The sequence below is a fragment of the Candidatus Mancarchaeum acidiphilum genome, assembly GCF_002214165.1.
Classification (GTDB): Archaea; Micrarchaeota; Micrarchaeia; order Micrarchaeales; family Micrarchaeaceae; genus Mancarchaeum; species Mancarchaeum acidiphilum.
The window spans coordinates 661,755-676,159 of record NZ_CP019964.1 but is presented as its reverse complement, the minus strand read 5'-3'; the positions used below and the strand labels follow the sequence as shown (position 1 = coordinate 676,159).

General features: G+C 39.0%; 16 protein-coding genes. 6 read left to right on the top strand and 10 right to left on the bottom strand.

Annotated elements, in window-relative coordinates:
* Positions 1-32: 32 nt before the first annotated feature.
* Entirely contained in the window at positions 33-581 is a 549-nt protein-coding gene (locus tag Mia14_RS03530; protein ID WP_088820278.1) for a winged helix-turn-helix domain-containing protein, read from the bottom strand.
* Positions 582-732: 151 nt separating this feature from the next.
* Positions 733-1,740, bottom strand: a complete 1,008-nt coding sequence (locus Mia14_RS03525) for an NOP5/NOP56 family protein (RefSeq protein ID WP_088820277.1) — start codon at positions 1,738-1,740, stop codon at positions 733-735.
* An 83-nt stretch (positions 1,741-1,823) separates the two neighbouring features.
* Here Mia14_RS03525 and Mia14_RS03520 point away from each other — a divergent pair, with 83 nt between their 5' ends.
* Genes Mia14_RS03520 through Mia14_RS03510 form a run of 3 tightly spaced genes read left to right on the top strand, consistent with a single transcriptional unit; the run spans position 1,824 to position 4,810 of the window.
* Positions 1,824-3,323: a glycine--tRNA ligase gene (locus Mia14_RS03520; RefSeq protein WP_088820276.1), complete on the top strand. Its 1,500-nt coding sequence runs from the start codon at positions 1,824-1,826 to the stop codon at positions 3,321-3,323.
* A gap of 1 nt (position 3,324) precedes the next feature.
* Complete coding sequence (locus Mia14_RS03515; RefSeq protein WP_088820275.1) at positions 3,325-4,239, top strand: DNA-3-methyladenine glycosylase 2; 915 nt, start codon at positions 3,325-3,327, stop codon at positions 4,237-4,239.
* Entirely contained in the window at positions 4,229-4,810 is a 582-nt protein-coding gene (locus Mia14_RS03510) for a translin family protein (protein ID WP_088820274.1), read from the top strand. Before Mia14_RS03515 ends, Mia14_RS03510 begins: the two co-directional genes overlap by 11 nt.
* Here Mia14_RS03510 and Mia14_RS03505 read toward each other — a convergent pair.
* A complete protein-coding gene (locus Mia14_RS03505) occupies positions 4,796-5,134 on the bottom strand; it encodes a transcriptional regulator (RefSeq protein WP_088820273.1) in 339 nt (112 codons plus the stop codon). The genes Mia14_RS03510 and Mia14_RS03505 overlap by 15 nt on opposite strands.
* A 291-nt stretch (positions 5,135-5,425) precedes the next feature.
* Between Mia14_RS03505 and Mia14_RS03500 the strand changes: the two genes are divergently transcribed.
* Positions 5,426-5,686 carry an eS26 family ribosomal protein gene (locus Mia14_RS03500; RefSeq protein ID WP_088820272.1) on the top strand — a complete coding sequence of 87 codons (261 nt, stop codon included), beginning with the start codon at positions 5,426-5,428 and terminating at the stop codon, positions 5,684-5,686.
* A gap of 11 nt (positions 5,687-5,697) precedes the next feature.
* Entirely contained in the window at positions 5,698-6,915 is a 1,218-nt protein-coding gene (locus tag Mia14_RS03495) for a hypothetical protein (protein WP_088820271.1), read from the top strand.
* A gap of 22 nt (positions 6,916-6,937) precedes the next feature.
* On the opposite strand, the gene Mia14_RS03490 is transcribed toward Mia14_RS03495, so the two are convergent.
* The 3 genes from Mia14_RS03490 to Mia14_RS03480 are packed head-to-tail and all read right to left on the bottom strand — an operon-like array spanning position 6,938 to position 9,638.
* Positions 6,938-7,546, bottom strand: a complete 609-nt coding sequence (locus tag Mia14_RS03490) for a KEOPS complex kinase/ATPase Bud32 (RefSeq protein ID WP_088820270.1) — start codon at positions 7,544-7,546, stop codon at positions 6,938-6,940.
* The gene (gene kae1, locus Mia14_RS03485) at positions 7,543-8,514 is read right to left on the bottom strand and encodes a KEOPS complex N(6)-L-threonylcarbamoyladenine synthase Kae1 (RefSeq protein ID WP_088820269.1); all 972 of its coding nucleotides are present in this window, start codon (positions 8,512-8,514) and stop codon (positions 7,543-7,545) included. Before kae1 ends, Mia14_RS03490 begins: the two co-directional genes overlap by 4 nt.
* 26 nt (positions 8,515-8,540) lie before the next feature.
* Positions 8,541-9,638, bottom strand: coding sequence for a M24 family metallopeptidase (locus tag Mia14_RS03480; RefSeq protein WP_088820268.1), 1,098 nt, complete (start codon positions 9,636-9,638; stop codon positions 8,541-8,543).
* 64 nt (positions 9,639-9,702) lie between these two features.
* Between Mia14_RS03480 and Mia14_RS03475 the strand changes: the two genes are divergently transcribed.
* Positions 9,703-10,944: an Nre family DNA repair protein gene (locus Mia14_RS03475; RefSeq protein ID WP_088820267.1), complete on the top strand. Its 1,242-nt coding sequence runs from the start codon at positions 9,703-9,705 to the stop codon at positions 10,942-10,944.
* Between the two features lie 16 nt (positions 10,945-10,960).
* Here the strand turns inward: Mia14_RS03475 and Mia14_RS03470 are convergent, their stop codons facing one another.
* Genes Mia14_RS03470 through Mia14_RS03455 form a run of 4 tightly spaced genes read right to left on the bottom strand, consistent with a single transcriptional unit; the run spans position 10,961 to position 14,404 of the window.
* Positions 10,961-13,261 (bottom strand): ATP-binding protein, encoded by a 2,301-nt coding sequence (locus Mia14_RS03470; RefSeq protein WP_088820266.1) that lies wholly within the window; start codon positions 13,259-13,261, stop codon positions 10,961-10,963.
* Entirely contained in the window at positions 13,255-13,548 is a 294-nt protein-coding gene (locus tag Mia14_RS03465; protein WP_088820265.1) for a hypothetical protein, read from the bottom strand. Before Mia14_RS03465 ends, Mia14_RS03470 begins: the two co-directional genes overlap by 7 nt.
* On the bottom strand, positions 13,539-13,733 hold the full coding sequence (locus Mia14_RS03460) for a hypothetical protein (RefSeq protein WP_088820264.1): 195 nt from the start codon (positions 13,731-13,733) through the stop codon (positions 13,539-13,541). Before Mia14_RS03460 ends, Mia14_RS03465 begins: the two co-directional genes overlap by 10 nt.
* Positions 13,730-14,404 carry a hypothetical protein gene (locus tag Mia14_RS03455; RefSeq protein WP_124216896.1) on the bottom strand — a complete coding sequence of 225 codons (675 nt, stop codon included), beginning with the start codon at positions 14,402-14,404 and terminating at the stop codon, positions 13,730-13,732. Before Mia14_RS03455 ends, Mia14_RS03460 begins: the two co-directional genes overlap by 4 nt.
* Between the last annotated feature and the right edge of the window lies 1 nt (position 14,405).

The window sequence follows — 14,405 nt, the reverse complement described above, 5'->3', positions numbered from 1 at the left end:
GTGAATTAGAAAAAGGAGGGGCCATAAGCCCCTCAATACTGTGGGGGTGAAATGATCAGGGTACTGGTCGTCTTGCCTGGATCATATTTATAATAGACTTTATGTCCGAGCTGATATCTGTCAATCAAGCCCATCTTATAAAGCCTATTAAGCCTTGCGGAAGCTGCATTCTTCCCTTTGTAATTCATCTTTCTGCTTACTTCTTCAGCGGATGCCATGCTGTTTTCGGATAGCTGAAGTATCTGCACTATTTTCACGTCAGTGCTGGCAAGGAGTATCTCCTTTTTAGGCTGATCAACAAAGCTTTCAGTCTTTTCAACCTTGCTGCTTTCCTCTTCCTCCTCTTCATCGTCGTCATATACTTCGCTGACATCCGATTCCAGCTTTTCTATCCTTTTAAGTATGCTATCCAATACCAAAGTTGTTTTCTTGTTCTCTTCTAACATGTATTTGAACAAAGAAACAAAATCTTCATCTGATTCTTGGCTTGGCTTGTAATCATTCAAGTTGGTAGCATTTATCATTTTGAGCTGGTTCTTTATGTTTGCTATCTCTTTTTCAAGCTCCTTTTTTGAATGCATTATTCCACCATGAATCTTTCCCAAACCAATCACATAACAATCATGATACAATCATGACATTAATTAGTTGTGTTATAGATATTTAAACCTTTCTTAAAAAATCGGGACTTATACTAATATGTGAGAACTAGCAAATAACCTCTATAAAAGGTTATTTGTGGAAATTTGGCTTCTTATCAGCTTTTCCTGTGAAATGGTTCTTCCTGTCTTTTCTCCTAAACCTATTATTGTTTCTGGATGAATCTCTATTGTTATCCCTGTGGAAATCGTTCCTGTGCCTTTCTCCATCCCCTTGATTATGCCTTTTTGAACTATAACTCCTATTTGTTTGAGTGCTGCTTTTTGCTTTTACTGGAGATTTTGATATTCTGCTTATGCTGCTATCCAAGCTCTCCTTGAGCTCTTTCGCTATGAAATTCTTTGTGTAATAATCAGCCTTGAGCGCTATGCTTATCTTGTTTGCATAAACCCTAGCTATCCTTCCTTTAGTATCCCTCCTTGCAGTATTTATCTCAGGAAGCTTGAACAGCAAGCCATACTTCGGCGGCTTGCTTCCAAATTTTATGTGCTTGAACAACGCATTTTCCGCACCCAATAATTGTATCGTGCTGGACGGCATTATTGAAAGTTTCTCCATAGAACCTGCCTTGTTTAGCAATTCGGAGGCAGTCAAACTATTGGTCAAGTAAACTGTATTGGGCATTAGCTTGTTTGCGGTGGTATCTATATATTTCTGGAGCTCTTCCAAAGTCTCATTCGATTTCTTTATAAGCTCCGCATATCTTTCCACTATATAGGCCTCTTCCGGAGATATCTCCTTTCCTATATTCTCTGCAGTTGCTTTTTCGTAAATGGTTTTCGATTTATTGACGTCATTTACAACTGAATTTATATTTTCCAAAGTCAATTCGTCTTTGTTGTCTATTACTTTTATAAGATCCGCAAGCAAGTTCGGGCTCTGCACCCTTATGTTTGGGTAATAGAGAAGGTACCATTCAGTAAGCCTCTCAGAAAACAGGTTATAGGAGCGAAGTACCTCATCATAGGCGTTCACAGCCTGTATCAAAGTGTACTCTTCGCTGGAGTATCCGCTTTTTATCTCATTTTTAACCTCTGAAAGCATATTTTTTCTAATCTCATCAAAATTATCATCAGCCAATAAAACACCATATATATTTAAACAAATGTTAAATAAAGATATTTCTATAAGCTTTTAATAGCATTATTTAATAAGGTTGTATTATGGAGAAAGAAAATGTAGATCAATTGATGAATCTCTGTTCCAGGCGGGGGATAATAATACCTTCATTTAAGATATATGGTGAACTGGCAGGATTCTACGATTATGGGCCTATAGGTCTAAGCATAAAGTCAAACCTGAAATCTATCTGGAGAAAAACATTTGTAAAAGGCTTGGGGAGCTTGGAGATAGAATCTACAATAGTAGGATCTGACAAGGTATATCAGGCAAGCGGACATATAAATACATTTACCGACCCTATACTAAAATGCACAAAGTGCGGTTCAACATACAGAGCCGACAAGCTTTTGGAGGAGTTTTTTGAGAAGCAGAAAAATTACGACCTTGCCAAGAAAGTAGGCCACATGACATCTGACGAGCTGCAGGAGTTGGTATCAAAATACAATATATCATGCCCGAAGTGCAAAGGTGAATTTTCAAAGATTACAGCGTTTAATCTTATGATGAAAACAGAGATAGGGCCAACAGGGGGCACAATCGGTTATCTAAGGCCAGAGACTGCGCAGGGTATATTCGTAGACTTCAAAGAACTTTATAAAAGCTATAATTTCAAGCTGCCTATAGGGATAGCGCAGGAAGGCAAGGTCTTCAGGAATGAAATTTCGCCTAGGCAAATCCTGATAAGGATGAGGGAGTTCTCACAGATGGAACTCGAATACTTTTTCAATCCAGAAAAAGCAGATGAGCTGCCATTAATAGAAAACCAAAAGGTAAATGATGAATTTTTGAACAAAAAAATTTACCTTCTGACAAGAGAGGACCAAGAGAAAGGAGAGGAGGCGAAGAAGGTATCGCTGTCAGAAGCTTTGGAGCTAAAGCTTATCCCAAATAAAATATTCAGTTATATGATTTATAAAGAATCCCTGATACTGGACCTTTTTGGCATAAACGAGGATTTGACGAGATTCAGAATATTAATGGCGGATGAGTTGCCCCACTATTCAAAAGGCAATATTGATTTGGAAATAAAGATAAATGGCAAATACGAGGAGGTCGCGGGAAATGCTTACAGGTCGGATTTTGACCTTTCCAATCACAGCAGAATGTCAAATACGGATATGGCAGTTTTAGATGGTGGAAAGAGTGTGCTTCCTCATGTAATAGAAGTCAGTTTTGGATTGGATAGACTTTTCTGGGCAGTGCTTTCAAACAATCTGTATAAGGACGAAAAGAGGGGATGGGAGGTCTTAATGCTAAACAAATCCATCCAACCCTTCCAATATGCTGTATATCCATTGCAAAAGGATGACTCATTAATCCAAAAATCGATAGAAGCGCAGAGAATACTGCAGGAAAAGGGCTATAATGTATTCTATAAAGAAACCGGTAGCATAGGAAAGAGGTATGCAAAAGCGGATGAGATAGGAATAGGCAAATGCGTAACAATAGACTATAATACGCTTGAGGATGGCACTGTAACAATAAGGGATATATCAGATGCCTCCCAGGTACGCGTAAAGCTAAATGACATAGGCAATTGAAATGAAAAACGAAAGCGAATTAACTGTCAATGAAAAGCCGATATACGCAAGATTATTCAACATAAAGTACACTTTCGAAAGCGCACAGCCCTTGACTTTTTATGGAGATTACTATGCAAACGAGAGCAAGCTGAATTACGTCGAAGGGGATTCTCTTATAAAATTAAGGTTCAAGGAGCTAAAAGGAAATAATACAAAGATAATGATTGACAACCCTAATTCATGGAAACTTGGCAAGGTCTACACGAAATTCAGGCTTGATGATGACGTATCAATGCTTTATAAAAAGATATCAACCGATGAAAATATGGAGCGTGCAATCTCCGCTTACAAAGGGATGAGAGTAACTTTGAATGACCCTTGGGAAACAACCGTCTGCTTCATAACCTCGCAGTTCAACAATGTAAAGCGCATAAGGTTAATAATCAAAAATCTTGTAAATATGTTTGGAGAAGAGCATATTGACGAGAGTACAGGAATAAAATTCAAGTCATTTCCAAATCCAGAAAAGCTTAGCAGAGTCAGCAAAGAAGATTTGCTCAGAAGCGGGATGGGGTTCAGGGCAAAGTACATAATGGATGCAGCCAGGGTGTGCTCCGAAAATATCGATCTCAGCAAGCTTAACCCTAAAAATTATGATGAGCTTAAGGGCACTCTTATGGATATAGAGGGAGTAGGTCCAAAGGTGGCAGATTGTATAATCCTGATGGGATATGGCAATTTCAACGCATTTCCTATAGACGTATGGATGAAGAGGACCCTAGAAAGATTATATTTCAATTCCAAGCCCCAGAAAATAAAAGACCTTTACAAATTCTCAGAAGAAAAATGGGGGGAATACAGAGGATTCGCGCAGCAATACCTGTTTTTTTACGGAATGAAAAATTTGGGGAGAGGCAATAAAGATGGCAAATAAAGAGGGAAGTCCAATAGATAAAGAGATAGAAAAATACGAAAGGCAGCTGGAGGACAAGGAAAAGCTATATGACGAAATCTCCTTGGAATCAAGGGACATAATAAGAGGTTCTGGCATAGCGATAACACTACTTCATAATGGCAATAAAAAGGAATCAAAAGACAAAATCAATCTGCTCTCTAAAAGTGTAAAGAGTTTATTGGGCAAAGATTCGGGATTCAGGTATTACACGCTGCAGGCTTACCAAGAATATGCCGAAGCGCAGATATTTTACAACCTGCTGATAAATGACCGTTTTGTAGTCTTGGATGAGATTAAGATACCAACAGAGTCCTATATATTAGGAATGCTGGATGTAGTTGGAGAATTAAAAAGGGAAATCATCAGCCTTTTAATGTCAAGAAATGTAAAAAGGTCTGAGCAGCTCTTTCATTACATGGAGGAAATCTATGATAAAACAAGGACAATACGGTTTCCGGAAGTAATATTGCCAGGATTTAGGAAGAAGCAGGATGTGGCAAGGATTCAGATAGAGAGTGCGGGCAACGAAATAGTTCTATTTAAGAGATGATTCCGAGGTCCTCAATTCATCTACAAATTCTTTATCAAATAATAGGGCATTTATTAAGGAATCCACGTCTGCATTTCCGCCCCCTTTGATAAATCCATCTATTGCTCTGATATACATTTTATTGTTCTTTATCCTTGATATTGTGATTTTTAAATTAGCAGAATACCTACGATGGATGTACTTGCTGACCATCGGCTGCGTTATTCCAAGCAAAGCAGCAGCTTTCTCCTGGCTATAATTCATCTTGTATATAAGATCTTCACATATAGCCCCCTTTATGGACGGAAGCAGATTTTTTATTTCATCGTTGCAACCTAATTTCAATATAACACCTGTATAAATAATTATGATTGATAAAAATTATGAACCTGATGTTTTTAGATATCTGGAATCAAGCGAATACTTCCCAGAAAATATCCACTTAAATATAAGCGATACAACCGAGATAGCTTATACAAACCTATATATATCTTATTGCATACCTATATATTGTAATGGTTGCTATTCTATTTACAAAGGAGCTGCAATTATGGATTGCTATATTTTAAAGATCATTCTCTGGTAAACAGGTATTAATCAAATAAAACAACCATTTAAAAACTTTAAACTTACAAAATAAATAAAGGTGTTAAGTTGGCAAGAAGAGGAAGGGAAACATTAGTAACATGCGAGTCGTGTGGCAGAAAGGTACCTAGAAGCAAAGCTGTAGACGTAGAGAAATTTACAGTATTTAGTACAGATATGAAGACCAATAAAGACATAAGGTTCACAGAAAGGAACAAAGTATTCTACTGTATAAGCTGCGCTAAGCATAGGGGAATCTTCGAAATGAAAAAAAGACAGGCAATGTCAAGAGCAAATCGAAGATTGGAATGAGGTAATTGGCAATGGCTGACCTGAATCAGGACGATCTCCTTATTTTCAAGGTTCGAAAAAAGAGAGAGTCCGGTTCAGTTAACGCTTCGCCGCAACCCCAAAGCCAAGGCAATCCTAATTCTAACATTAATGCAGGCACAAACCCAAATATAAATTTCAGCAAATCCACCGTTCAAAACAAATCTGCGTCCTCAAATCCTGTAACAAACGATAACAATAAAATACCGACAAATAAACCTGTTCAAAGACCGGAAATCAATCCTGTATCTAAACCTGAAAGTAGGCCGGGGAGCCAGCCCAAATTCGAGCAGCCTAAGGCCTATGGAAGCACCTATGGGGCAGTGCAGCCAGAAACACAAACACGCCCAAATACGCAATCATACGAAAGTTACCAGAATCAACCCCAAGCAGGGAATTACCCTACATACCAGCAGCCAAATGCACCACAAGCTCCTGCTTTTGTAGCTTCACAGATGTCTGACCAGCAGTTCAACCAAGCGCTCGGAAGCGTGATGATGGACCAGTCTTATATGGCAAACGAGAAGCACAAAGAAACGAAGGCACAGTTGGAGAGCAGAAGAATGGCTGCAAATCTAATGTGCGTATGGCACCCTTGGAGGCCAGCTTATGCAATATGCAATTACTGCCATAGGCCATTCTGTTATGAAGACCTAGTCAGCCATAACGGGAATTATTACTGCTTAGAAGATATAGATAAAGTTTCAACAGGCTATGGGCAGGCAGGCAGCAAGATTTTTGACAGCAACTCCAGTGAATACCTAATGCTCGGGTCAGTACTTATGATACTGCCTATAATAATAATAGCTATTTTGGCATCCAGCCAAGTATCATACTTGCTGGAATTCATAAAGACATATGGAATTAGTGCGTTAAAGCTGTCAGCCAATTTCTCGTACCTGCTGCTTTCAGTAAGCCTAATTTTTGTACTGCTGCAATTTTTTGGAGGGTTATTTTCATTCATAGATCCTAAAACAGGCCCAAAATTTGGCATATTCGCCAATATATTAGTTATAGCGTTATTCGTTTACCTGTCTGCAACATACCTGCAGCTCTATGAAATATTAATAGCAATATTTTCATTTTTCAGCCTTATGCTGGTGGCATATTCAATAATGGTCAGGGAACCTACCGGAAAGAGCGCAGCAAACTACCATTCAAACACAGATGAAAGCATCGAAAGCACATTTGCCAATGTCGGAAAATTCTGAATAGAAACCGTTGCGGTTCAAATTACTTCATGTTCAAACTTCTGTCCTGGTACCTTCCTCTTCTCTCCATGAGCGCTAACCTATTATTTACCTCTTCTGAAAAAGGGTTTGATTCTGAATAGCCTTTTGCAAAGTACAAGTACTGCTTCTTATTTACTGATCTCTTCATAAGCAGCAGGTCTATCGCCCTTTCCTCCGCATTCGAGGACAGTTCAGCGAGCCCAAAATCTATCAGCCAGAACTGTTCGCCTTCAAGTATAACGTTTGCGGGGGTAAAATCATTGTGTACTATCCCAGCTTTATGGAGCAGGAATAAAAGCTTGCCAACCTCAAAAAATTCACTGTCCTTAATTTTGTCTAAAACCTTGTTCAAACTGCTGCCTTTGATGTAATTCATGTAAATGGAATAATTTGATATCACCATAGGTATAGGGCAGTTCACTCCATTCGAGTGAGCCAGACTCATCATCTTTGCCTCTTTCTTGGTCCTGTGTTTCCTAAGATCCTCATCTATATCAGTTATCAGGTATGGTTTCTTTCTCCTGTACTTAATTATCATTTCTACCCCAAGGATCTTCTGGATATATATATCAGCTTCGCTCCCCTCAGACAACTTAAGCAATTTTATCATAAAATATCAACCTTGTCTATCCTATATTTCTGGTTTATCCCAAGCTGGCTATTTTCAAATTTTGCTCCGGAATTATGCATCTCCTCTGCCACCAAAGCTATCATGGCGCCATTGTCCGCATTGAACTGGTTGTCAGCATCATAAAACTTTACACCGTGGGATTCAGCCATCTCACCAAGCATGCCCCTCAACCTTTGGCTCTGCGCAACACCACCGGAAAGCACAAGCTCTTTTTTACCCGTAAGCATAAGCGCCCTCTCTGTTGCCTCTGTAAGCATTGAGAAAGCGGTTTCTTGAAGTGAAAATGCGATGTCAGAAACCCTGTTCGAGCTTAGCAATTTTACGGCATTTGTAAGAAGCCCTGTGAATGTAAAATCCATACCCTTTACATTATAAGGCATTTTTATATACTTTCCATTCTCTGCTGCCTTTGCAACTGTAGAACCCCAGGCAGGAACCAGCTTAGCCGCCCTTGCAAAGTTGTCAAGCATATTTCCAACCCCTATATCAAGAGTTTCTCCATATACATGGTAATGTTTTCTAGGTTTGCCCACTATTCCAAGCACCTGAGAATTGCCTCCGCTTACATATAGTGCCAGTGGATCCTTGAACCCAGCCAAGTGCTTGGTTACCTCAATGTGGCCAATTGCATGGTTTACTGGGTAAATAGGTAGCTTTAGCTTGTACGCAAGATACAAAGCTGCCAGTTGCCCTACATGCAGGCACGGCCCTATCCCAGGGCCTTTTGTATAACCTATCCCATCCAGTTGATTGATATTTATGCCGGCAGATTCAAGTGCCGACTCTATGACTTCGTAAACATTTTCTGCATGGAAATCAGCGACCTTTGCAGGGATCATCCCGGAATTCTTTATATCGTACATCTTTTTTGAATTGGCCAATATCTTTCCATTGTCTACTATTCCAACCCCCAATGTATGTGCGCTGCTCTCAATTCCTAATATCATAGATCATCATCCAAGAGAATGCAGATTCAGAGGAATACTCCCCTACCGCCATCTATTAATACATCATCTTCTATCCTTACCCCTCCAAAACCATAAATATAAATTCCAGGTTCATCACTGAGTACCATCCCATTTTGAAGCTTTACACTCCTATAGGATAGTGCCGCAGCTCCTGCATCATGTACATCTATGCCTATCATATGTCCAAGGGAATGTATGAATTTGCCCTTATAAATGCCACCATTGGCAGTATTTATGAATTTGGTTACCTCTTCAAATACATTCTTGCCATCAACCCCATCCTTAATCAAGCCCAATCCAAGCACCTGCGCTTTTTCCACTGTATCATATATGTCCGCCATCTTTTTGTACTTCAAGGACCTCTTTTGAGGCTTAAAGAAGAAGGTCCGGGTCAGATCGGAACAGTAATTCTTCCACTTCGATCCAACATCCAAGAGAACAACAGCATTATCCTTTAATTTTGTATTATCCGGTGAATGGTGGGGGAGAGCGGTGTTCTTGTCAAATGCAACTATGGTCCCAAAAGAATTCTTGTCCGCACCATTTTTAAGTTGCAGGTAATTGAATTGGGCCGCCAATTCCTTTTCAGTAACCCCTTTCTTAAAGTAATACTGTATCTCATCCAAGCTCTTCTTGCTTATATCAACCGCTTTTTTTATCTTTTCTATTTCATATTTATCCTTGATATTCCTTGCCTCGTATAAATATTTTGATGCATTGAACAGTTTATTGAATTTTGCGTACTTCTTAAATTTCTGGTAATAAATATATGGAAGGAAATTCTCATTATACCCCACCTTAAGATCTTTCAAATTTCTGCTAAGGAAGTTATCTACCTCGCTGGTGGTATTTATACGGTATACGCTGATATGGTCGTTTGATCCTATGCAAGCATTTTCATATTCCAAATCCGAAGTGCCTACTATTACATGATCTTTGAATGCGATTGCAAACGATCTTTCAAATATCCCACTATTAAAGTCTGTCAAGTAGTAGAAATTGCTATCTATGAATGGTGAATTTACGTTAAACAGAAGTATTGCATCAAGATCCGTCGATCTAAAAATCTTATTAAGCCTATCAATTAAAATATTTGTTTGCATATTACCTATTATGATTAAGGTAAATAAGTTTAAAAATCATAAGTAAATTTGGCCAAATGATAAAATGGAGGACCTCAACAAATTGATAAATTCGCTTTCTTTTAACAATCCTGTGGTAAAGGTAAGGAGGTCAATGGAAGTATATAGGAATATGAAGAACCCGTCTATAATTTCAAGTTACTATAGGAACCAGTATAGCAGTATACTTGACAAGGATTATGTCAGTGGATCTTCCCCAACAGAAATATTTATAGGCAGATTTGGCTACCCTAAGGTGTTTATAGGACCAATGATCTCGCCATTCATGAAAGACTCTTCGATGTTGGCGAACCCATCTTTATGGAAAGGCCTGCCAATAGAGAAAATAATACAGATGAGATTGCAGCTTGTAAGGGGAATGCATATCAGCAATATACATGATGTCGAGAATGGCAGGGTTGAGGAGGAGGTTAGGGATCTTGCATTATCAGACAAGCCTGCTGATTCTGATATAAACTTCATAGGCAAGCCATTGGTAAGGCCAAAGCTTGATGCGGATCTAAGCCCTTTTGGACCTACCGTAAAGATAAAGGACATGATGGTGTCTAATTCAAGGTCAAATAGGGATATAGAGAGATTATACTCCGATTATGACGCCAATGCGGGAACAGCAGTTAAAGAGCTTTATAAAAACAAGGTAGACGTTTATAGAATTCAAAAAGGGGTTTCGGCAGGATTATTTGGCTTGAAGTCAAACAGGAAATTCGTCCCGACCCGCTGGAGCATAACAATGGTTGACGACTTAATATCAAAATCATTGCGTGAAGAAGTGAAGGGCAATGAAAAGATAGATAACATAAAGTTATTCTACAACGTTGCTTTGGACAACAGGTGGCTGATAGTATTCATGCCGAGCAATTGGGAATATGAATCGATCGAAGCGTTTTATCCAAAAACAACTTGGAATGTGAATTCTAACGAAATCTCCATATATTCATCATATGAGGGTTATAGGGGAAGGAAGAAATACGCGGAAATTGGAGGCTGCTATTATGCTGCGAGGCTGGAGGTTGGGGAAAAACTAAAGACTATGAAGAAGCAAGCGTCTGTATTGATATTGCGTGAAGTACACGAGGGGTATACTCTGCCCGTAGGCGTGTGGAATGTCCGCGAGCATGTAAAGCAGACTCTTGAGACAAAACCTGTAGAACTTGACAGCTATTCTGAAATGTTCCGTTATATAAATGAAAAATTGGACATCAATGTCTCGGAATGGGTAAAAAATAGCAAGATACTAACAGATCTGCTTAAGCAAAGGCGCTTATAAGTACACAGGCACTTATTCAATTCTCAACTATCCCCAATTTACCATGCCTTAAAGTAAATCCAATCTTCATCCCAATTCCCGACGGCTTTATTGCAAGATGCAGCAGGCAAACATCGTTTTCAGTTGACAACTCTAAATCGTATACCCTGTCCTTGATTAGATTAAATCCATATTCAAGTTTGTCAAACGGCACCTCATAAACTTTGTTGCCCATGTATTTCAGAACAAGCTTGCTTATACGCTGCAGAATCTTGTAATTCTTTTCCGATTGGGAATCAGCTGTATTTAATTCCGGATAACCGCTAAATACTAGATTTTCGTATATCTCCTCTGGAATTGGTATACTATTTGATTTTAAGTAACCCTTTATAAGATCCCTGTCCCGCTTTCCTGCATAATTGTAAAACAGGGATTTGAGGAACAACAAGTCCATGGGATATCTATGATATCCGTCTTTTGAAATTGAGCTTAGCCCAAACACTCCTGAAGGCATATGCTTTATCTTCGATACAAGCCTATCATTATCAATATCCGAAAGGAGGTCCTTGACCGCATAAATGGCCATATCTGAAGATTGCCTAAAATAAAGCTTTATCTGTAGCAGCCTCCTTAAATCCGAATCTATCTCCAAAGCGCCATGTGTTATGAATATTAATCCTATGCCCTTTTTCCTGAAATCCTGTATTCTTGTCCTCATGTCTTCCACAGCCGGAGAATCATCGTCCTTGAAAACTAATTCTGCTTCCTCTACTACAAGGAGCATCCTTAAGCTATTGTCCCCAGATTCATCCGTAGACGAGATTATAGAGTAGAATTGGTTCAGTATCAATGAATAAACAAGCTTCTTCATATTGGATCCAGCTTCTGATGCGTCGAAAACTGCCCCTTTGCCAAGCATATCTTCAAACTTGATTCCAAATTCGGATGAATATTCCGCGTTGCTTAGCAAATCTATAAGGTTCTCAAGCGCCGCTTTTATATTTTCACCATGCTTTGTGTATTTGACTCCGGTATTTGTCCTCTTCCCATGCATATCTATTATTGATTTTATTGTCTCTTCTATAACATCGGCAGGGCTAGGGCTCCCAGTTGATTTATATATCCTCCTAAAAGCATCAATCAGGCATTTTTCCAAAGGCCTCCTATATGGTCCCGCGTCAGAAGCCGAAGCCAAAAGCATTGCAAGATCCCTCCAAAACTTGTCCCTATTTGATTTGTCAGGACAGCTGAAGAAATTAATTGGTGATTTATCATTTAGCAGTCTCACGCAGTATAAATTGTTGTCGTAAGCGAAATTATCCCATTCTTTGGTAGAAGAGATTACCACTGTTGGAATACCTAACTTGATGACCTGCTCGACAATAGCCATAGACTCATGAGTTTTGCCAGTTCCAGGAAGGCCAGAAATCAATACGCCAAGATTCAAAATGGACCTATCTAAATACAGGCCCCTATTAGAATCCAACACCGCATGTTTCATGATTGTCCCTATTCCGATGTCCCCTTTAGATGGAAAGTTTCCCGTTTCAATAATATGGTTTACCCTATGGATGCCTTCAAAATCCAGCAGATATCCCAGTTCATTGCTGCCTAAGATGATTTGCTTAGACTTTGATAGGTATTCAGCAATATCCGATATGCCATAATTGTATACAAGGCCGCTCTCCAAAATTAAAAATTTGCTGTGCAGATAATTATTGATGTAAGGGTTTTCCACATCGGTAAAGAATAAGGTCTTATAGACAGCACTTCCTTTAAGTAATGCTTTATTTATGGAATTTAATATATAACCCAATACTATTTTATCATCTGAATTGTAAAATACGTCATGTTGCGTAGAATAAGAAGAGTTATAACCTGCTATTCTTGAATTGATTGAACTGGTCTCTTTTGTTTCTATGGAAGTAAGGGAATTCTCAATCTCCTTGCTACTGTACTCTATTTCTTGGTCTTTAGCCGGCAAAAACAATATACCAAAAGTCCCTTTCTCTATACCAAGATTAAAACAGTCCTCAAATATGCCGTGGCTGGTTTTTAAGACCTCTCTCGAATCGAGATTTACCTTCAAGAATGAACCAATCCGGAAATTTCCTTTTGAAGGGCCAGTGGCCGCTTTTGACAATTCCAGCCCCGGTATCCTGTAGCATATTCCTTTTACATATAAATCAGGTTCATCAGACAACAGTTCAATATAGGTTTTGGTCTCATTAAAATCAAACACCATCGCGAAGGGAATTCCTTTAACTGCATCAAAGAAAAGGCTCGCGTCAATGCCATTATCCGGGACAGAGTCAACACTAAATCTGGCATTCACCATATTGCCATCACCAATATAATTGCAGCCAAAGACTGCATTGCAACTACCGCTATCCAATATTTCCTTTGTATATACAACCTTTCAACTCTCACGTAACCATAGGACACCACATAGATTGCGATTAGCCAAATAAGGGCAAGCAGCGTTAAATTTAGCCTAAGCAGGATTGAGGCGATTACCGGAATAGGCAATAGGAGAAGGACCAAGGAAACGGCCAATAATAGGGAATCCACAAGATTCTTTTCCTTTTTATGGTGATATATCCCATTAGTTATATTCAGTGCCACGGTATCATCCCAACAAACAACGCAATTGTCAAAAGCAGCATGCTGCCATAAGCTATGTCAATTCCAAGCCTAAGCTCGCGCTTTCTGCTGCCATTAAAACTAACGAATAAAAGAACGGAGGAAGCACTTATCAATTCAAACGATATCGCATATGCAGCCTTAATGAAAAGATCCAAAATAATCAACTTATCACCTCAACATCCCCAAATGCCATCCTTAAAGCCAAAAGGGAATTGTTTGCATATGGGAGGTTTAGTAGGCAATTGAACTTTTCCAGTTCATCTGGATTAAGCACAAATATAAATTTCGAATCGGTTGCGGCGGTTTTATCAAGCTCAAGATTGTCAAATACCTTATTCAATGCAACCGTTCTATCCATATCAGAGAAAGATAGAAAGTGTTCATAAATGGACCTATCGTATACCATTTTTGCAATTAGCTTTTTCCTGACTTGGCCATAATTGCCAAAAACTAAGTCTCCATAGATCAAAAACCCTCTCCTAAAAAACATACTTTTTAATTCAAATTTCCTAGAAAACCCATCCTCCAATGGCAATTCAGCGTTCCTTTCCAAAATATCGCTTATATCCTGTAATCTCATAGGCCTTTGGTCCCTATAAATGCCAACACGCTCCAAAAATTGATCCGTTAACCTAAATGTCCTCTTATCCCTATAAAATATATCATACTTGTAGCTATTCACATCATTCCCAAGGTTGGAAAGTATCACTGATCCGACAAGCACCAAAAGCCCTGCTATAAGATAGCTTATATGAAGATATGTCAGATAATGCATTGTAAGCACTAAGGTGGCAAGAAGCAAGAAAAATATTATAAGCAACAGGCGGGTGTCCATA

Coding starts and splice junctions, on each gene's coding strand:
- Mia14_RS03530 (WP_088820278.1), bottom strand. CDS start 581: ATGCATTCAAAAAAGGAGCTTGAAAAAGAGATAGCAAACATAAAGAAC.
- Mia14_RS03520 (WP_088820276.1), top strand. CDS start 1,824: ATGGAGAAAGAAAATGTAGATCAATTGATGAATCTCTGTTCCAGGCGG.
- Mia14_RS03515 (WP_088820275.1), top strand. CDS start 3,325: ATGAAAAACGAAAGCGAATTAACTGTCAATGAAAAGCCGATATACGCA.
- Mia14_RS03510 (WP_088820274.1), top strand. CDS start 4,229: ATGGCAAATAAAGAGGGAAGTCCAATAGATAAAGAGATAGAAAAATAC.
- Mia14_RS03495 (WP_088820271.1), top strand. CDS start 5,698: ATGGCTGACCTGAATCAGGACGATCTCCTTATTTTCAAGGTTCGAAAA.
- Mia14_RS03490 (WP_088820270.1), bottom strand. CDS start 7,546: ATGATAAAATTGCTTAAGTTGTCTGAGGGGAGCGAAGCTGATATATAT.
- kae1 (WP_088820269.1), bottom strand. CDS start 8,514: ATGATATTAGGAATTGAGAGCAGCGCACATACATTGGGGGTTGGAATA.
- Mia14_RS03480 (WP_088820268.1), bottom strand. CDS start 9,638: ATGCAAACAAATATTTTAATTGATAGGCTTAATAAGATTTTTAGATCG.
- Mia14_RS03475 (WP_088820267.1), top strand. CDS start 9,703: ATGGAGGACCTCAACAAATTGATAAATTCGCTTTCTTTTAACAATCCT.
- Mia14_RS03470 (WP_088820266.1), bottom strand. CDS start 13,261: ATGGTGAATGCCAGATTTAGTGTTGACTCTGTCCCGGATAATGGCATT.
- Mia14_RS03455 (WP_124216896.1), bottom strand. CDS start 14,404: ATGGACACCCGCCTGTTGCTTATAATATTTTTCTTGCTTCTTGCCACC.